Below are 22,324 nucleotides of genomic sequence, written 5' to 3' on the forward strand. Positions count from 1 at the left end.
TGCCGGATCCTCGAAGCAAACAAAATTGATCTGAATCGTAGAGGCAAAGATGGCTAATCAAGCAACCCAGGCATCAGGACAGGTTATTGGCTTTGTACGTCAAGTGATTGGTGAAGTAACTGCAACCGGTAGTGATGGTGTCACCAGAACCTTGCAGGTTGGCGATCTTGTGTTTGCCGATGAACAGATAGTGACAGGTGACCTTGGGAGCATTGAAATAGTTTTCAATGACGGTGGCAATCTTACACTGGGGCGTAACTCGCAGGGCATGCTCGATGCCGATGTCTACCAGACCACCACCCCGGAGGATGGCTCAGAATATGCCGCTTCAATTGATGCGATTCAAGAGGCAATCCTGTTGGGCGAAGATCCAACAGCCATCCAGGAAGCTCCGGCTGCAGGCCCTGGTGAAGCTGCGGCAGACAATGAAGGTACAAGTTTTGTCACCGTCGAGAGAACGGGTGCTCAAACCACACCTGACAGCGGACATGAAACTGAAGGATTGGTTATCAGTTTCGCTCAATCCGATGAGACATCATCGATCATTAATCTCCTGCCCACCATTGATCTGGATGGCGATGATAATTCACAGGTAGGCGTCGGGTATCTCAGTCACTTTGTGGAGAATGGCGGGCCATTGCCCATAGCCGATGCGGATATCCAGGTTTCCAATCCTGATGGCACGATACTGGAAAGCGCAAGAATCGTGCTGACCAATGCGCAGCTTGGTGATCAGTTGGATGTTTCGACGATTAGCGGTTTGAATGTTGTCGTGGATACCAGTGTGCCTGGCGTCATTACAGTGTTGTTAAGTGGATCTGCGACACCGCAAGTCTACGCACAAGCTATCCGTGATATTGGATTTGTAAACACCACGGATAATCCTGATGAAACCCCCCGTATTATAGAAGTAACAGTCAATGACGGTGAGTTCGACAGTAATACTGCAATCACAACTGTTACAGTTCAGGCAGTCAATGATCCCCCCGTGGTTGATCTTGATGCTAATGATTCTAGCGATACGGGTTATGACTTCCTGACAACCTTTACTGAAGGCGATGCGGCAATTTCAATTGCCGATATTGATACTTCAGTATCGGATGTCGATAGTGAGACATTACAGAGTGCAACAGTAACTCTGACCAATCCCCAGGCAGATGATGTGTTGGCTTTTGGTGATATGCCAGCAGGACTTTCCGCGGCGATCAATGGCAATAGCATCACAATCAGTGGTGAAGGCACTCTGGCTGATTACCAGAACGCCATCCGCGCCATCACCTTTGAGAATACAAGCCAAAATCCATCTACCGAGACTCGTATTATCCAAGTCACGGTAAATGACGGAGAGCTCGATAGCGAGATCGCTGTAACCCGTATAGAAGTCAATGGTGTAAACGATCTTGCTGAAATTGATCTGGATGGTGATGACAGCAGTGCAACTGGTACTGGTTATGAAACCACTTTTATTGAAGACGGATCGGCAGTTTCTGTTGTGGATGATGATGTTGTCATTACAGATGTCGACGATACAAATATAGAAAGTGCAACTGTCGTTTTGACCAACCATCAGTCATTCGATCATTTAATCGTTCGTGGATTGCCACTTGGTATTACAGCATCTGTTGTCGATGACTCAACGGTGACATTGACAGGTACAGCAACTCTTGCTGAATACGAACAAGCCCTTCAGGCTGTTCATTTTGTTAATACTAGTGACTTTCCGCAAACAGTTGATCGTATTCTTAACATTACTCTGAACGATGGTGATGGTAACAGTAATAGCGCAGTCTCAATAATTCATGTTGTTCCAGTCAATGATCCGCCAGAAGCTGATAATGACATAGTTGCAACTCAGGAAAATACTCCAGTCGGTATCTTTGTGCTTGGAAATGACTCAGACCCTGAGGGAGATAGGCTCTCAGTTACCAGTAATACCCAACCATCCAATGGCACACTGGTGCAAAATTCAAACGGGTCATATCAATACACACCTAATGCCGGTTTTACAGGCACTGATTCATTTACCTATACAGTCAGTGATGGGAATGGGGGCTATGATTCGGCCACAGTAATGATCACAGTGGCTGGTGGCGTCAATGATGGGCCTGTTGCCAATAGTGATAGTGCGAGTACAAGTGAAGACACCCCGGTCACTATAGCTGTATTGACGAATGATACCGATCCGGAAGGTGATACCTTGAGTGTGACCTCGTTCACCCAGGGAGCCAACGGTTCAGTATCTATCGATCCAGTCACTGGTAATCCGATCTATACTCCGAATCCAGCATTCAACGGCACCGATACCTTTACCTACACCATCGATGATGGCAATGGTGGTACGGATACCGCAACAGTCACGGTTACTGTAGGTGGTATTAACGATGCGCCATTAGCTACTGACGATACAGTAGGCACCAATGAAGATGTTCCTGTTACTGTTGATGTCCTACCCAACGACAGTGATCCAGACGGCGACACCCTAACGGTTACCTCTGTGACCCAGGGAACCAACGGAACTGTTGCTATTGATCCGGTTAGTGGCAATCCAGTCTACACGCCAAATGCCGATTTCAATGGCACCGATACCTTCACCTATACCGTCGATGATGGCAATGGTGGCACCGATACGGCTACCGTCACGGTTACTGTGGGTGGTGTAAATGATGCACCGGTGGCGACTGATGATGCGACTGGCACTAACGAAGATACACCTGTTACAGTTGCGGTCCTGCCGAATGATAGCGATCCGGATGGCGACGCGCTGACAGTGACAGCTGTCACTCAAGGTGCCAATGGTAGTGTCACAATTGATCCTGTGACAGGTAACCCTGTCTATACCCCAAACACGAACTTCACCGGTACAGATAGCTTCACCTATACCATCACCGATGGTAATGGTGGCACAGATACGGCGACAGTCACAGTTACTGTCGGGGGTGTAAACGATGCGCCGGTCGCGACCGATGATGCGATAGGCACCAACGAAGATACCCCTGTCACGGTTGATGTTTTACCAAATGACAGCGATCCAGACGGCGACACCCTGACGGTTACCTCAGTAACTCAAGGTACGAACGGCACCGTGGCCATTGATCCTATATCAGGCAATCCTGTCTATACGCCGAACCCAGACTTCAACGGTACGGATACTTTCACCTACACCATCGACGATGGCAACGGCGGTACGGATACCGCAACAGTCACGGTTACTGTAGGTGCGGTGAATGACGCACCAATAGCCACCGATGATGCTATTGGCACTAACGAAGATACCCCGGTCACGGTTGCAGTCCTACCGAACGATAGCGATCCTGACGGCGACACTCTGACGGTTACCTCAGTGACCCAGGGAACCAACGGAACTGTTGCTATTGATCCGGTCAGTGGCAATCCAGTCTACACGCCCAACGCTGACTTCAATGGCACCGACACCTTTACCTATACCATCGATGATGGCAATGGTGGTACGGATACAGCGACAGTCACGATTACTGTGGGTGGTGTCAACGATGCGCCTTTGGCTACCGACGATGCAGTGGGCACCAATGAAGATACCCCTGTCACGGTTGACGTACTGCCGAATGACAGCGATCCAGATGGTGACACCCTGACCGTTACCTCAGTAACCCAGGGTACCAACGGATCGGTAGCAATAGATCCGGTTAGCGGCAACCCAGTCTACACGCCAAATGCCGATTTCAATGGCACCGATACCTTTACCTACACCATCGACGATGGCAACGGTGGTACGGATACGGCTACCGTCACGGTTACTGTGGGTGCAGTGAATGATGCACCAGTGGCTACCGATGATGCCATCGGCACCAACGAGGACACGCCAGTTACTGTAGATGTATTACCGAATGATAGTGATCCAGATGGTGACGCACTGACCGTGACTGCTGTCACTCAAGGGACCAATGGATCGGTAGCAATAGATCCTGTGACAGGTAATCCTGTCTATACCCCGAACCCGGATTTCAACGGAACCGATACCTTTACCTACACCATCGACGATGGCAATGGTGGCACAGATACGGCCACTGTGACTGTGACCGTAGGTGCAGTGAATGACGCGCCTCTTGCTACTGACGATGCAGTAGGCACCAATGAAGATGTTCCTGTCACGGTTGACGTTTTACCAAATGACAGTGATCCAGACGGCGACACCCTGACGGTTACCTCTGTAACCCAGGGAACCAACGGAACTGTTGCTATTGATCCGGTTAGTGGTAACCCAGTCTACACACCAAATGCCGATTTCAACGGCACAGATACCTTCACCTACACCATCGATGATGGCAATGGTGGCACAGATACGGCCACTGTAACGGTTACTGTAGGTGCGGTGAACGACGCACCTATAGCCACCGATGATGCTATTGGCACTAACGAAGATACCCCTGTCACGGTTGACGTTTTACCAAATGACAGTGATCCAGATGGTGACGCACTGACAGTGACTGCTGTCACTCAAGGCACGAACGGTAGTGTCACAATCGACCCAGTGACCGGTAATCCTGTCTATACGCCGAACCCGGATTTCAACGGCACCGATACCTTTACCTACACCATCGACGATGGCAACGGCGGCACAGATACGGCTACCGTCACGGTTACTGTGGGTGCAGTGAATGATGCACCGGTGGCGACCGATGACGCCATCGGCACTAACGAAGACACGCCAGTTACCGTGGATGTACTGCCGAATGATAGTGATCCGGACGGCGACACGCTGACTGTCACTTCAGTAACTCAAGGGACCAATGGATCGGTAGCAATAGATCCTGTGACAGGTAATCCTGTCTATACACCTAACCCAGACTTCAATGGTACTGACACTTTTACCTATACCATCGATGATGGCAACGGTGGTACGGATACAGCGACAGTCACGGTTACTGTGGGTGCAGTGAATGATGCACCGGTTGCTACTGACGATGCAGTAGGCACCAATGAAGACACACCGGTTACCGTGGATGTACTGCCGAATGACAGCGATCCAGACGGTGACACCCTGACCGTTACCTTAGTAACCCAGGGAACCAATGGTTCCGTTACCATTGATCCAGTCAGCGGTAATCCTGTTTACACACCTAATCCGGACTTTAACGGCACCGACACCTTCACCTACACTATCGACGATGGCAACGGTGGTACGGATACAGCGACAGTAACTATCACTGTGGGTGCAGTGAATGACGCGCCTCTTGCTACAGACGATGCAGTAGGCACCAATGAAGATACCCCTGTCACGGTTGCAGTCCTGCCGAATGACAGTGATCCGGATGGTGATACCCTAACGGTTACCTCAGTGACCCAGGGAGCTAATGGTAGCGTTGCCATTGATCCTATATCAGGTAACCCTGTCTATACGCCGAACCCGGATTTCAACGGCACCGATACCTTTACCTACACCATCGACGATGGCAACGGTGGTACGGATACAGCGACAGTCACGGTTACTGTGGGTGCTGTTAACGATGCTCCGGTCGCTACTGATGATGCGATAGGTACCAGTGAAGATACACCTGTTACAGTTGACGTACTGCCGAATGATAGTGATCCAGACGGTGACACCCTGACGGTTACCTCTGTGACCCAGGGAACCAACGGAACTGTTGCTATTGATCCGGTTAGTGGCAACCCAGTCTACACACCGAATCCGGACTTCAATGGTACTGACACTTTTACCTATACCATCGATGATGGCAACGGCGGTACCGATACGGCTACCGTCACGGTTACTGTGGGTGCGGTGAACGACGCACCTGTGGCCACCGATGATACGGTTGGCACCAATGAAGATGTTCCTGTTACTGTTGATGTCCTACCCAACGATAGCGACCCAGACGGTGACACCCTGACCGTTACCTCAGTGACCCAAGGTACGAACGGCACCGTGGCCATTGATCCTATATCAGGTAATCCTGTCTATACCCCGAACCCGGATTTCAACGGAACCGATACCTTTACCTACACCATCGACGATGGCAATGGTGGCACAGATACGGCCACTGTGACTGTGACCGTCGATGCAGTGAACGATACTCCATTGGCTGTGGATGACAGTATAGGCACGGATGAGGATATGCCGGTTACTGTCAATGTGTTGCCAAATGACAGTGATCCAGACGGCGACACGCTGACTGTCACTTCAGTAACTCAAGGGACCAATGGATCGGTAGCAATAGATCCTGTGACAGGTAATCCTGTCTATACACCTAACCCGGATTTCAACGGCACAGATACCTTCACCTACACCATCGATGATGGCAATGGTGGCACAGATACGGCCACAGTGACTGTGACTGTAGGTGCAGTGAATGATGCACCGGTTGCGACTGACGATGCAGTAGGCACCAATGAAGATGTTCCTGTTACTGTTGATGTCCTACCCAACGACAGCGATACAGACGGCGATGCATTAACAGTGACCGCTGTCACTCAAGGCACGAACGGTAGTGTCACAATCGACCCAGTGACCGGTAATCCTGTCTATACGCCGAACCCGGATTTCAACGGCACCGATACCTTTACCTATACCGTCGATGATGGCAATGGTGGCACAGATACGGCCACAGTGACTGTGACTGTGGGTGCAGTGAATGATGCACCGGTGGCGACCGATGACGCCATCGGCACCAACGAGGACACGCCAGTTACCGTGGATGTACTGCCGAATGATAGTGATCCAGACGGTGACACCCTGACGGTTACCTCAGTAAGCCAAGGGGCCAATGGTACCGTCTCGATTGATCCGGTATCAGGGAATCCTGTCTATACGCCGAACCCGGATTTCAACGGAACCGATACCTTTACCTACACCATCGACGATGGCAACGGCGGTACGGATACAGCGACAGTAACTGTCACTGTGGGTGCAGTGAATGATGCACCGGTGGCGACCGATGACGCCATCGGCACTAACGAAGACACGCCAGTTACCGTAGATGTATTACCGAATGATAGTGATCCGGACGGCGACACGCTGACTGTCACTTCAGTAACTCAAGGGATCAATGGATCGGTAGCAATAGATCCTGTAACAGGTAATCCTATCTATACCCCGGATCCGGATTTCAACGGTACGGATACTTTCACCTACACCATCGATGATGGCAACGGCGGTACGGGTACAGCGACAGTAACTGTCACCGTCGATGCAGTGAACGATACTCCATTGGCTGTGGCTGACAGTATAGGCACGGATGAGGATATGCCGGTTACTGTCAATGTGTTGCCAAATGACAGTGATCCAGACGGCGACACCCTGACGGTTACCTCTGTAACCCAGGGAACCAACGGATCAGTTGCCATTGATCCAGTCAGTGGTAATCCTGTTTACACTCCGAATCCTGATTTCAATGGCACCGACACCTTTACCTATACCATCGATGATGGCAACGGCGGTACGGATACGGCCACAGTCACGGTTACTGTGGGTGCAGTGAATGACGCGCCTCTTGCTACTGACGATGCAGTAGGCACTAATGAAGACACACCGGTTACCGTGGATGTACTGCCGAATGACAGCGATCCAGACGGTGACACCCTGACCGTTACCTCTGTGACCCAGGGAACCAACGGAACTGTTGCTATTGATCCGATTAGTGGCAACCCAGTCTACACGCCCAACGCTGACTTCAATGGTACTGACACTTTTACCTATACCATCGACGATGGCAACGGTGGTACGGATACAGCGACAGTCACGGTTACTGTGGGTGCGGTTAACGATGCGCCGGTCGCTACTGATGATGCGATAGGTACCAATGAAGATGTTCCTGTTACTGTTGATGTCCTACCCAACGATAGCGACCCAGACGGCGATGCATTAACAGTGACCGCTGTCACTCAAGGCACGAACGGTAGTGTAGCAATCGACCCTGTATCAGGTAACCCGGTTTACACTCCGAATCCAGATTTCAACGGCACCGATACTTTTACCTACACCATCGATGATGGCAACGGCGGTACAGATACAGCGACAGTAACTGTCACTGTGGGTGCAGTGAATGACACGCCTCTTGCGACTGACGATGCAGTAGGCACCAATGAAGATGTTCCTGTTACTGTTGATGTGCTGCCCAACGACAGCGATCCAGACGGCGACACGCTGACTGTCACTTCAGTAACTCAAGGGACCAATGGATCGGTAACAATAGATCCTGTGACAGGTAATCCTGTCTATACACCTAACCCGGATTTCAACGGAACCGATACCTTTACCTACACCATCGATGATGGCAATGGTGGCACAGATACGGCCACAGTGACTGTGACTGTGGGTGCAGTGAATGACGCGCCTCTTGCTACTGACGATGCAGTAGGCACCAATGAAGATGTTCCTGTTACTGTTGATGTCCTACCCAACGATAGCGACCCAGACGGCGATGCATTAACAGTGACCGCTGTCACTCAAGGCACGAACGGTAGTGTAGCAATCGACCCTGTATCAGGTAACCCGGTTTACACTCCGAATCCTGATTTCAATGGCACTGACACTTTTACCTATACCATCGATGATGGCAACGGTGGTACGGATACAGCGACCGTCACGGTTACAGTGGGTGCAGTGAATGACACGCCTCTTGCGACTGACGATGCAGTAGGCACCAATGAAGATGTTCCTGTCACGGTTGATGTGCTGCCCAACGACAGCGATCCAGACGGCGACACGCTGACTGTCACTTCAGTAACTCAAGGGACCAATGGATCGGTAGCAATAGATCCTGTGACAGGTAATCCTGTCTATACACCTAACCCAGACTTCAATGGTACTGACACTTTTACCTATACCATCGATGATGGCAACGGTGGTACGGATACAGCGACAGTCACGGTTACTGTGGGTGCAGTGAATGATGCACCGGTTGCGACTGACGATGCAGTAGGCACCAATGAAGATGTTCCTGTTACGGTTGACGTTTTACCAAATGACAGTGATCCAGACGGTGACACCCTGACGGTTACCTCTGTAACCCAGGGAACCAACGGAACTGTTGCTATTGATCCGGTTAGTGGCAACCCAGTCTACACACCAGATGCCGATTTCAACGGCACGGATACTTTCACTTACACCATCGATGATGGCAACGGCGGTACGGATACCGCTACCGTGACGGTTACTGTGGGCGCAGTGAATGACGCACCTCTTGCTACAGACGATGCAGTAGGCACCAATGAAGATACCCCTGTCACGGTTGACGTACTGCCGAATGACAGTGATCCGGATGGTGATACCCTAACGGTTACCTCAGTGACCCAGGGAGCTAATGGTAGCGTTGCCATTGATCCTATATCAGGCAATCCTGTCTATACGCCGAACCCGGACTTCAACGGTACGGACACCTTCACCTACACCATCGATGATGGGAATGGCGGTACGGATACCGCTACCGTGACGGTTACTGTGGGCGCAGTGAATGACGCACCCTTAGCGACTGATGATGCGGTTGGCACCAATGAAGATGTTCCTGTTACTGTTGATGTCCTACCCAACGACAGTGATCCAGACGGTGATGCCTTGACGGTTACCTCAGTAACTCAAGGTACGAACGGCACCGTGGCCATTGATCCAATTAGTGGTAATCCGGTCTATACACCGAATCCGGACTTCAACGGCACAGACACTTTCACCTACACCATCGATGATGGCAACGGCGGTACGGATACAGCTACCGTGACGGTTACTGTGGGCGCAGTGAATGACGCACCCTTAGCGACTGACGATGCAGTAGGCACCAACGAAGACATGCCGGTTACCGTAGATGTATTGCCGAATGACAGCGATCCAGACGGTGACACCCTGACTGTCACTTCAGTAACTCAAGGGACCAATGGATCGGTAGCAATAGATCCTGTGACAGGTAATCCTGTCTATACGCCGAATCCGGATTTCAATGGTACAGATACCTTCACCTACACCATCGACGATGGCAACGGCGGTACGGATACAGCGACAGTAATTGTCACTGTGGGTGCAGTGAACGATGCACCGGTCGCTACTGATGATGCCATCGGTACTAATGAAGATACGCCAGTTACGGTTGCGGTTCTACCGAATGATAGTGATCCGGACGGCGACACACTGACTGTCACTTCAGTAACTCAAGGGACTAATGGATCGGTTGCAATAGACCCTGTGACAGGTAATCCTGTCTATACCCCGGACCCGGATTTCAACGGTACGGATACCTTCACCTACACCATCGATGATGGCAACGGCGGTACGGATACGGCTACCGTCACGGTTACTGTGGGTGCAGTGAATGACGCGCCTCTTGCTACTGACGATGCAGTAGGCACCAATGAAGATGTTCCTGTTACTGTTGATGTCCTACCCAACGACAGCGATCTAGACGGTGACACCCTGACGGTTACCTCAGTAACTCAAGGTACCAACGGATCAGTTGCCATTGATCCAGTCAGTGGTAATCCTGTTTACACCCCGAATCCAGATTTCAATGGCACCGATACCTTTACCTATACCATCGACGATGGCAATGGTGGCACAGATACGGCCACAGTGACTGTGACTGTGGGTGCAGTGAATGATGCACCGGTGGCGACTGATGACGCCATCGGCACAAACGAAGACACACCAGTTACCGTGGATGTCCTACCCAACGACAGCGATCCAGACGGCGATGCATTAACAGTGACCGCTGTCACTCAAGGCACGAACGGTAGTGTCACAATCGACCCAGTGACCGGTAACCCAGTCTACACACCGAATCCGGACTTCAATGGTACTGACACTTTTACCTATACCATCGATGATGGCAACGGCGGTACGGATACAGCGACAGTCACGGTTACTGTGGGTGCAGTGAACGATGCACCGGTCGCTACTGATGATGCCATCGGTACTAATGAAGATACGCCAGTTACGGTTGCGGTTCTACCGAATGATAGCGACCCAGACGGTGACACCCTGACGGTTACCTCAGTAAGCCAAGGGGCCAATGGTACCGTCTCGATTGATCCGGTATCAGGGAATCCTGTCTATACGCCGAACCCGGATTTCAACGGAACCGATACCTTTACCTACACCATCGACGATGGCAATGGTGGTACGGATACAGCGACAGTCACGGTTACTGTAGGTGGTGTTAACGATGCGCCTTTGGCTACCGACGATGCAGTGGGCACCAATGAAGATACCCCTGTCACGGTTGACGTTTTACCAAATGACAGCGATCCAGACGGTGACACCCTGACGGTTACCACAGTAACCCAGGGTACCAACGGATCAGTTGCCATTGATCCAGTCAGTGGTAATCCTGTTTACACACCGAATCCGGATTTCAACGGTACGGATACTTTCACCTACACCATCGACGATGGCAATGGTGGCACAGATACGGCCACAGTGACTGTGACTGTAGGTGCAGTGAATGACGCGCCTCTTGCTACAGACGATGCAGTAGGCACCAATGAAGATACCCCTGTCACGGTTGACGTACTGCCGAATGACAGTGATCCGGATGGTGATACCCTAACGGTTACCTCAGTGACCCAGGGAGCTAATGGTAGCGTTGCCATTGATCCTATATCAGGTAACCCTGTCTATACGCCGAACCCGGATTTCAACGGAACCGATACCTTTACCTACACCATCGACGATGGCAACGGTGGTACGGATACAGCGACAGTCACGGTTACTGTGGGTGCAGTGAATGATGCCCCAGTGGCTACCGATGATGCCATCGGCACCAACGAGGACACGCCAGTTACTGTAGATGTATTACCGAATGATAGTGATCCAGACGGCGACACCCTGACGGTTACCTCAGTAACCCAAGGGGCCAATGGTACCGTCTCGATTGATCCGGTATCAGGGAATCCTGTTTACACCCCAAACCCGGATTTCAACGGAACCGACACCTTCACCTACACCATCGATGACGGCAACGGCGGTACCGATACCGCCACTGTAACTGTCACCGTCGATGCAGTGAACGATACTCCATTGGCTGTGGATGACAGTATAGGCACGGATGAGGATATGCCGGTTACTGTCAATGTGTTGCCAAATGACAGTGATCCAGATGGTGACACCCTGACGGTTACCTCTGTGACCCAGGGAACCAACGGATCAGTTGCCATTGATCCAGTCAGTGGTAATCCTGTTTACACACCGAATCCGGATTTCAACGGTACGGATACTTTCACCTACACCATCGACGATGGCAATGGTGGCACAGATACGGCCACAGTGACTGTGACTGTAGGTGCAGTGAATGACGCGCCTCTTGCTACAGACGATGCAGTAGGCACCAATGAAGATACCCCTGTCACGGTTGACGTACTGCCGAATGACAGTGATCCGGATGGTGATACCCTAACGGTTACCTCAGTGACCCAGGGAGCTAATGGTAGCGTTGCCATTGATCCTATATCAGGTAACCCTGTCTATACGCCGAACCCGGATTTCAACGGAACCGATACCTTTACCTACACTATCGATGATGGCAATGGTGGCACAGATACGGCCACAGTGACTGTGACTGTAGGTGCAGTGAATGACGCGCCTCTTGCTACTGACGATGCAGTAGGCACCAATGAAGATGTTCCTGTTACTGTTGATGTCCTACTCAACGACAGTGATCCAGACGGTGACACCCTGACGGTTACCTCTGTAACCCAGGGAACCAACGGCACCGTGGCTATTGATCCGATTAGCGGCAACCCAGTCTACACGCCAAATGCCGATTTCAATGGCACTGACACTTTTACCTACACTATCGATGATGGTAACGGTGGTACGGATACAGCGACAGTAACTGTCACTGTGGGTGCAGTGAATGATGCCCCAGTGGCTACCGATGATGCCATCGGCACCAACGAGGACACGCCAGTTACTGTAGATGTATTACCGAATGATAGTGATCCAGACGGCGACACCCTGACGGTTACCTCAGTAACCCAAGGGGCCAATGGTACCGTCTCGATTGATCCGGTATCAGGGAATCCTGTTTACACCCCAAACCCGGATTTCAACGGAACCGACACCTTCACCTACACCATCGATGATGGTAACGGAGGTACTGATACCGCCACGGTAACTGTGACAGTCGATGCAGTGAACGATACTCCAGTAGCTATAGATGACACGATAGATACGGATGAGGATGTTCCTGTTACGGTCGATGTGCTGCCTAATGACAGCGATCCGGATGGTGATACACTGACAATCACATCAGTGACCCAGGGTACCAACGGTACAGTCACTATCGATCCCGTGACAGGTAATCCTGTGTATACTCCGGATGCGGATTTCAATGGTACTGATACCTTTACCTATACCATTGATGACGGTAATGGGGGTACGGACACTGCCACCGTGACTGTCACTGTGAATGAAGTGAATGACCTCCCGGAAATCACTCCTGCAACGGCCACCGTTTCTGAAGAGGGTCTAATAGACGGCGTACCCGATTCCGTAGGTTCACCTACAGATATATCAGATAGCGTTATTTCTAACGGTAATATGTCTGTAACAGACCCTGATGGAGATACCTTGACAGTGACTTTGACAGAACCTGGGGCCGTTATGACCTCATATGGTCAGCAAATCACCTGGACAGGTGATGGAACTGATACCCTGATAGGATCTGCGGGTGGTTCCGAAGTGGTTCGCATATCCATCGACACGGCTGGAAATTATTCAGTTACCCTATCGGATAGGGTGGATCACCCTGTGGCAGGCCAGGAGGATGTTATTTCTTTCGATGTGGATGTTACGGTGGATGATGGTACCGATAGTGCATCTGCACCTCTGACTGTTCAGATTGAAGACGATGCTCCAAATGCCAACAGTGTCACCGCTAATATGCATATCGGCGTCGATTCCCTATCGATACAAAATCTCGCAGCCGGCTGGACCAATCCTGTGTTCATTAATGGTACGAGATATGTAACCCAGCAGGATACCGATTCAGATGCATATACTGACAACCTGATGTGGGGACGTACGCCGCGTGGCGGATCTCAATCGGGCTATACGTTGGTAGATAACCCAACCTATACAGGGAGTGGTGCTAACGTGCAAATCGGCGAATCATTCAAGCTGGCCGATTTTTCCCATAACAACTGGCCCATTTATGCCAACTCTTCCACTCTGGACAGTGTAACCCTTACGCTGGAACTGGATGTGGTGGTTAACGGAAATGCCACTACAATACAGTTTGATGTATTGATGGATCACGATGAGACACCAAACGATGGTGCAGACCCACGAGATATCATTACGCTACCTGCGCAAGCGGTAACGATTTCCATTGGTGGACAGGAGTATGAGGTCAGAGTGGATGGATTCATGGATACAACTGGGAATATCGTATCGACCATCCGTACAGATGAACAGGCAGTGAATCCGTTTGATATCATGGGTAGTATCGTTTCCACCGATCCACTCCCTGTAGTCACAGGAAATGTGTCGAATTCAACCGGAGGTGATGGCTCATCGACCGATGTTGTCTGGGGTGATACATCGAGCCCTTATGGTGATCTGACGGTCGATTCCAATGGTAACTACTCCTTCCAATTGAATCGGGAGACCAAAGATGGATTGGACCCCGGTGAGACGATAAATGAAACCTTCAGCTATTCGATTACGGATGAGGATGGGGATGTCTCCAGTGCCACCTTGACCATCACCATCGGCGGTTACCAAAGTATTGACGGTTCACCTGTTGCCGACATCCTGAGCGGCGGCGCGGTCAATGAATACATCGCCGGCTATGAAGGAAACGATACCTTGAATGGCAATGGTGGAGATGATGTCCTGGATGGTGGGGCTGGCAGCGATCAATCGAGTGGTGGTAGCGGTAATGACACCCTGATCTTCGATCCCGCTGATACGCTTCTTTCCGGTGATGCCGGCTTCGATACGCTGATTGCACCTGATAATGACGATCTTGACTTCAGCAGTATATCCAGTATCAGCAATATTGAGCGGATAGACCTGACAGTCGGTGATCACGATATCATGAATCTGAGTGTTGACGATGTGTTGACCATGACCGATAGCGATAATTTGCTGGAAATCCTGGGAGACACTTCAGATAGTGTGGAATTGTCCAGCGACTGGCATGAGTCCGGTAATAGTGTCACCCAAAATGGTCATACTTTTACTGAGTATCTCAATGCGGATGACAGCGTTACCTTGTTGATTGAGGATCAGGTAACCGTAACGATCATATGATGAGTCGCATCTAAATTGTCTGCCTATAGTTGTTAAGGGCCCCTTGCGGGCCCTTTTTTATGGCGTGGCGCCGACAAGCAGGCAAAACAATTTCACTTAGTTTTACAACTCGCAGCTTGATAATTGCAGATAGTCTCTGTATAGGTTGTTGATGTAGTTATATCTGTATGTTTTTTAACATAAATAGTCTAACATTGGGCCGGTTGTGGGAATCTGGGCAAGGGATTGGACAGGTGGTGTGTGATGGTTACAAAAGCCGTGATAGAGCACTGAAATCACGACGGAATACCTGCCGGAATCACCCTTTTTCAGGGTTTAAGTTAGTTGCTGATATGCCGATACAGAGTGATAACTGGCTCACAATAATTTTGTAGTGGTTGTAAATTTAGGGTACCCAATGGTTGGCAGTTTTTTAACGAAGTCTGGTTTGGTGGCGTTGTTGCTTGTGGTGTTTGGCCCGGCGTACGCCTTGAATCTGCGTACAGCGGTCGAGCATGCGATCAAAACGAATCCTGAGGTTCTGGTTGAGTCCAGCCAGCATCTGTCCCGGCTTGAGGAGTTGGGCCAGGCACGGTCCGGCTATAAGCCATCTATCGACTTGAATGCTGCAGCAGGCTATGAGCGGACTGATAACAATACTACCCGGGCCAGTGGTGATGACTATCGTTCCCTGACCCGCAAGGAGGCCAGTTTGACCCTGAGCCAGATGCTGTTTGACGGATTCGCCACCCAGAGTGAGGTGGATCGGCAAAACGCAAGGGTTGAAGCACAGCGAAAAGTGCTTGAGAGCGCCAGTGAAAAACTCGGATTGAAAGCTGTAGAGACCTATATACAGGTTCTGTTGCATCGAGACCTGATGGCGCTTTCATCGGAAAACCTCCAGGCTCATGCAAGGATCTATGATCAGGTGGAGCTGCGCAGCAGATCCGGTGTTGGCAGAAACTCAGATTTGGCGCAGATCAAAGGTCGTCGCGCTTCTGCCTCTGCGAATATGTTATCGGACGAGGTGAATCTCAAGGATGCAGAGACGAACTTTCTACGTGTTGTAGGCCTGCTGCCAAAATCCCTCGAGCAAATTGATCCCGCACTTGAATCCCTGCCACCCACCCAGGATGAGGCCATCCAGCTTGCACTTGAAAGCCATCCGACATTGATGTCTGCGAATGCCGATGTGGCTGCCGCCATGGCCCAGTACAAGGCGTCTAAAAGTGCTCACTATCCACGTTTTGATCTTGAAGTGGGGGCAAGGTACGGTGATGACCTGGACGGTGTGGAAGGGCGCGATGACGATGTCACGGCAATGCTTCGCATGCGATACAATCTGTTCGCAGGCGGTAAGGACCAGGCGCGTAACAGGCAGACTGCCCATTTGGTCAACGAGGCCAAGGAGATTCGCAACAATACCTATCGCCAGGTTGTCGAGAGCATCAGATTGTCATGGTCGGCCTACGATGTCACTCAGAAGCAGCTGGTATATCAGCAGGAGCATGTGGTTGCCAGTGAAAAGGCTCGCGATGCCTATGCCAAGCAGTTCAATCTCGGTAAGCGTTCGTTACTCGATTTGCTGGACTCGGAGAATGAGTTATATGAGGCAAAAAGGGAGAAAACAAAAACCTGGTACGACCACCAATTCTCCCAGCATCGTCTACTGGTCGGTATCAACAAGTTGAAAGTTCATCTCGGAATTGTACTGCCGGAAACCAATGATGATGGTGATGAGCTGCATAAGGCCTACAGCGGTGTCGCTGATAAAAGTGCGATTTTGGAAGAGGTGGCTCCATTGAGATCGGTTTTGCAAGAGCCGGTTTCACTACAATAAGTAATCCATTCCGGGTTTCTCCGTTCTCTAAGTCAGGGGTGTTTAAATGAACCCCTCGCTCTCCACCGCCTGGTTTAGAAGCCAGCATCCACAGCGATAACTCATATTCTGACAATATTCGTTATCTTTCGGTGAGATTCCTGGGAAAACCATATTGAATCCATCTGCTAGGATTGTGCGTAGCTCAATAACAAAAATGTACAGCATTTAGTAAGGTAGAGACCTATGAACCCCCGTAAACTTATTCTCCTGCTAGTGGTGGCACTGCTGGTGTTTGCCTTTTTTCTGTTCGATCTGGACAAGGTCCTGACCCTCGACTATTTCAAATCCCAGCGGGATGGAATTATCTCATGGAAGGCTTCTAACCCAGTGTTGGCAACCCTGGTTTTCTTTGTAATTTATGTGGCGGTGACGGCGCTCTCTCTGCCGGGTGCGGCAGTCATGACCTTGGCAATAGGTGCGGTTTTCGGCTTTCTGTGGGGGTTTGTCTTGGTATCGTTTGCCTCCACCATCGGCGCCACTCTGGCCTTTCTGATTGCTCGTTTCCTGCTTAGGGATCTGGTCCAGGACCGATATGGAGATCGTTTGAAGGCGATCAATGATGGGATGCGTAAGGATGGAGCCTTCTATCTCTTCACCTTGCGCTTGGTACCGATATTTCCCTTCTTCGTAATCAATCTACTCATGGGGCTGACCCCCATCCGTACCTGGACCTTCTACTGGGTCAGCCAGCTCGGCATGTTGGCGGGAACGGCTGTCTACGTAAACGCAGGTACCCAGCTTGCCACCCTGGATTCGGCTTCAGGCATCCTTTCACCCGGATTGATCGGTTCTTTTGTGCTTCTGGGTATCTTTCCGCTGCTGGCAAAAAGATTGGTTGATCTAATTAAACGACAGAAGGTACTGAAAGACTGGGAGCGCCCTGAGGCATACGATCAAAATTTGGTGGTGATCGGCGGTGGTTCCGCAGGACTGGTCTCAGCCTATATCGCCGCGGCGGTGAAGTCCCAGGTGACCCTGATAGAAAAACACAAGATGGGCGGTGATTGCCTGAATACAGGTTGTGTACCATCCAAGGCGCTTATCCGCAGCGCGCGCATCCTGGGCCAGAGCCGCAGGGCCAAGGAGTGGGGCTTCGATGCCATCGATGTCAAATACAACTTCCGTAACATCATGGAACGGGTACAAAAGGTTGTCAAAGAGGTTGAGCCGCACGATTCGGTGGAGCGCTATACAGGACTGGGTGTGGAGGTCATCGAGGGCGAGGCGCGCATCACGTCACCCTACAGCGTGGAGGTTAACGGTATAGAAATAAGAACCCCCCACATCATCGTCGCCACAGGTGCCGGCCCCTTCGTACCCCCGATAACCGGCATTGATCAATTCGACTACCTGACCTCGGATAATCTCTGGCAACTGCGTGAATTACCTGAACGGCTGTTAGTATTGGGAGGCGGACCGATCGGCTGTGAATTGTCCCAGGCCTTTGCCCGATTCGGCAGCCAGGTCACCATTGTGGAAATGATGCCCAGACTGATGATTCGTGAAGATGAAGATGTTGCTGATCTGGTGACGCAACGCTTCAAGGAGGAGGGCATCAACCTGATGGTTGGGTACAAGGCGGTGGAGTTTACCAAACAGGAGGGTGAGAATCTGCTGATCTGCGAACATGAGGGGGAGCAGGCAAAAGTACCATTCGACCGGGTATTGGTTGCGGTGGGTCGAAAACCCAATACCAGTGGTTTTGGCCTGGAGGAGTTGAAGGTGGCGCTTAATCCAAACGGCACCATAGAGACCGATGAGTATCTGCAGACATCCATCCCCACCATCTATGCCTGCGGCGATGTGGCTGGCCCATACCAGTTCACCCATACCGCTGGCCACCAGGCCTGGTATGCGGCTGTGAATAGCCTGTTTGGTGTATTTCGTCGCTTCAAGGTGGATTACTCAGTGATCCCGTTTGCAACCTTTACCGATCCGGAAGTGGCGCGGGTGGGTCTCAATGAACAAGAGGCAGAGCAGAAGGGCATCGAATACGAGGTAACCAGGTTCGATCTCTCGGAACTGGATCGGGCAATCGCGGAGGGAGAGGCCCATGGGATGGTGAAGGTTCTGACACCACCGGATAAGGACCGGATTCTCGGTGCCACCATCGTCGGTGAGAATGCGGGTGAATTGATCGGTGAATTCACTGCTGCCATGAAGCATGGTTTTGGCTTGAACAAGATACTCGGCACGATACATATCTACCCAACCCTGTTCGAGGCCAATAAATATGTTGCCGGTGCCTGGAAACGTGCCCATACACCTGAAACCCTATTGTCATGGGTGGAGCGTTATCATGCCTGGCGACGGGGGTAGAAGATTGGTTGGATGACTCGGTTTGCGGAAATAATTTATGATATTCTGATGCTGAGTTAGTTGAATTAGTCAGGGTGAGTAGCATGCTGTTGCGCCACATCATCACAATTGTATTTATTTTGCCCCTGGTTGCACTTGCCGATAGCTCCTCATGGCAGGGTAAACTGCAGGATGGCAGCCATATCTCCATCGATCCAAATACCAATAAAGTGACCCGCGAAACCGAGGGAGAGACCACCCCCCTTTGGGATGGTGTCCACAAACTCGACAATGGGGCGGTGATCATTGTCCGCGATGGCGTTGCCATAAGAGACCGTGTGATAATTGATGCACAACGGGAACAGGAACGTGATCGCCTGAATGCGGCATGTATGCAGTTGGTGAAGAAGGTGTGTGGGATGCATAATGAGTGCGATTCCCACCCTGCCTGTGATCCCGCCCGGCAATTGCTCGCAATGGAGCACAGTGAGCTGAACAGTAGTTGGTCCGGAAACATACTTGAAAGCTCCACCCACTGCCTGGAGGCATTGGGCAATGAGACCTTTTTTCAGGCCTGCGACAGACGTTCACCCGGTCATCAGACCCCCTGTGAAAAACTCCGTCTCAAGGTTTGTGGGAGTGAGAAACAGTGTGCATCCAGAGAGGCCTGTAATGCCGCTAGCCAGCTGGTCTCGATGGAGCTGCAGGATATGCATAGTGTGCCCGGGGGGTTCACCTATGCCAGCGCCCAATGCCGCGACGCCCTGGCTGACGAATCCGAATATTTCAATGCCTGCGAATAGGTTAGGGGAGCCCTATTAGGTGTCGATTTGTTTGACAAGTAGTAATGGATGCAAGCTGCATTGCAATCAACAAGATAGACGACAGTTGTTGAATATTACCGAAAATCGCTGCTTTTTTGACGCCTTAGGCGTCGATTATCTTTACAAATAGCTCAACAGGTTTTTCAGGTATCACTTATAAGTCTTCTAAAAATCAACAGGTTACTGTTTTGGCAATCTTATTGCATGAAAATAAGTAAGGGTTGTTTAAGGAGAAGTGATATGTGGCAAGACTACAGCAAGCTGAAAGTATGGCCCGATGACCCGGCATGGCCCGACCCATTCGATACTGATCCCTACGACATTGAGTGTTAATCAGGCAAGGGCCTATCCTGATCATAGCCAGTCCCCTGCAACCCTATTTTCTAGCCAGACCCATGCATCTCATCTGAGTCGCTTCACCAGCTGTCGCTGCTGTTCATCCTATCTATCCCCACAAATCTAAGGCTGCCCGTATCGACAAGGCCATTTGTCACTGATGATTTCCTATACTGAGTGCTGCTTTTTTTAGAACGCAAAAAAAACCCGGCAGGGGATGCCGGGTATAAATGATCACTTATGAGGGAGAAGTGATTTGATTAATGGATAAACAGGCCACCATTGACGGGCAGATTGGCGCCAGTAACGTAGGTGCTGTTGTCATCAGCGAGGAAGGCGACCGCATGAGCAATCTCCTCAGGCTGACCCATGCGGCGCATGGGGATGCCACTGACGATGGCATCGCGAACATCGTCGCGCATCGCAGCGGTCATTGAGGTCTCGATGTAACCGGGGGAGACGGTATTGATGGTTACGCCCTTCGCCGCTCCTTCGTAGGCCAATGCCATGGTAAAGCCATGCATACCCGCTTTGGCTGCAGAATAGTTGGCCTGACCGAATTGCCCACGCTGTCCGTTGACCGATGAGATGTTGATGACTCGACCGAAACCGCGTTCGATCATGCTGTTCCAAACCGGACTGGTAACATAGAAAGCGCTGCTCAGGTTGGTATCGATGACCGCATCCCACTGCTCTGATGTCATCTTTTTCATGGTCGAATCCCGGGTGATGCCGGCACAATTGACCAGGATATCCACCGGACCATTTTTTTCGACAATCTCGTTCATCAAGGCCGTTCCGCCCTCAGGGGTGGAAACATCACCGGCAACGACGTCAATTTCTGCACCTTGTTGCTTTTGGCTTTTCACCCAGGCATCCACCTGGTCAACTTCTGCCGGGTGACAGGTAGCGATAACCTTTGCCCCTTCTTGGGCAAGGCGCAAACAGATCGCGGTGCCGATACCGCCCATACCACCAGTGACAACAGCGAGTTTGTCTTTACAGCTCATTCTTGTACTTCCTCAATATCTGATAGCCTAAATCTCTAGCGTGATCATCTCGCAATAAGCAACGAATTGACCATTCAGGCATACAATTCTATTCAACCTAATAAGCCACTCTTCCCTTAGTATTCATCCTGTAGTCGAATAAAGTGCCTGGGCGCTTCATCACTGATCAAGCTGCAGATTCAGGCTCATAAAAAACCGGCGACAGGTGCCGCCGGTTGTCGATAGATCGATCGGGGAGAGGTGCGATTAAGCAGCCTTTTCCGCGACCTTGCTGATCTTCTCGTTAGCGGCAGCCAGATTGGTCTCGTACCAAGCGCGTACTTCTTCGCCGGTTTTCTGGCTCAGCTCTACAGCCTCGCGGGTCTTGCCCATCAGATCTTCACCCAGTTTACGGCTCAGATCCATCTGACCGCGGACGACCTCATGGTAGTCCTTGGCTTCAGAAACCAGCTTCATCTGTTCCATGCTGGTGTTCATGAGGGTGTTCAGGGTGCTCATCTGTGCATCCATGACCTGATTCCAGGCATTTAGGCTGATGTCGCTCAGTTGACGGAAACTTTCGTAACCGGCAGTGTTGAATTCACTAATCATCTCGATGTTCTCTTTCGCTTTAGCCATGATAGGTTCTCCTGTCGTTTGTGCATTGCAGCATTGTTGCAGTGCAGCATAGTCCAGCTGGAGGGGGCTGTCAAGAGAAATTTGTGCGGTGCACAAAATACTTTTACTGAGTGTGATGGCTGGGAAACGCGGTTGATGATCTTAATTAATGCTAATTATATCA

Annotated in this window: 6 protein-coding genes; 4 read left to right on the top strand and 2 right to left on the bottom strand. The window is 50.9% G+C overall.

The window, feature by feature from the left end:
* Window positions 1-49 precede the first annotated feature (49 nt).
* The 4 genes from R2K28_RS06310 to R2K28_RS06325 all read left to right on the top strand — a co-directional run bounded on the left by R2K28_RS06310 (window position 50) and on the right by R2K28_RS06325 (window position 20,176).
* Complete coding sequence (locus R2K28_RS06310) at window positions 50-15,214, top strand: Ig-like domain-containing protein (RefSeq protein ID WP_316368513.1); 15,165 nt, start codon at window positions 50-52, stop codon at window positions 15,212-15,214.
* Window positions 15,215-15,611: 397 nt separating this feature from the next.
* Window positions 15,612-17,033 (top strand): TolC family outer membrane protein, encoded by a 1,422-nt coding sequence (locus R2K28_RS06315; protein WP_316368515.1) that lies wholly within the window; start codon window positions 15,612-15,614, stop codon window positions 17,031-17,033.
* Between the two features lie 225 nt (window positions 17,034-17,258).
* Window positions 17,259-19,394, top strand: coding sequence for a dihydrolipoyl dehydrogenase (gene lpdA, locus R2K28_RS06320; protein ID WP_316368517.1), 2,136 nt, complete (start codon window positions 17,259-17,261; stop codon window positions 19,392-19,394).
* Between the two features lie 83 nt (window positions 19,395-19,477).
* A complete protein-coding gene (locus R2K28_RS06325; protein ID WP_316368518.1) occupies window positions 19,478-20,176 on the top strand; it encodes a hypothetical protein in 699 nt (232 codons plus the stop codon).
* A 617-nt stretch (window positions 20,177-20,793) separates the two neighbouring features.
* On the opposite strand, the gene phbB is transcribed toward R2K28_RS06325, so the two are convergent.
* Window positions 20,794-21,543 carry an acetoacetyl-CoA reductase gene (gene phbB, locus R2K28_RS06330; RefSeq protein WP_316368519.1) on the bottom strand — a complete coding sequence of 250 codons (750 nt, stop codon included), beginning with the start codon at window positions 21,541-21,543 and terminating at the stop codon, window positions 20,794-20,796.
* Window positions 21,544-21,789: 246 nt separating this feature from the next.
* On the bottom strand, window positions 21,790-22,161 hold the full coding sequence (locus tag R2K28_RS06335) for a phasin family protein (RefSeq protein WP_116446314.1): 372 nt from the start codon (window positions 22,159-22,161) through the stop codon (window positions 21,790-21,792).
* Window positions 22,162-22,324: the final 163 nt, after the last annotated feature.

Source organism: Candidatus Thiodiazotropha sp. CDECU1 (assembly GCF_963455295.1).
GTDB lineage: Bacteria > Pseudomonadota > Gammaproteobacteria > Chromatiales > Chromatiaceae > Thiodiazotropha.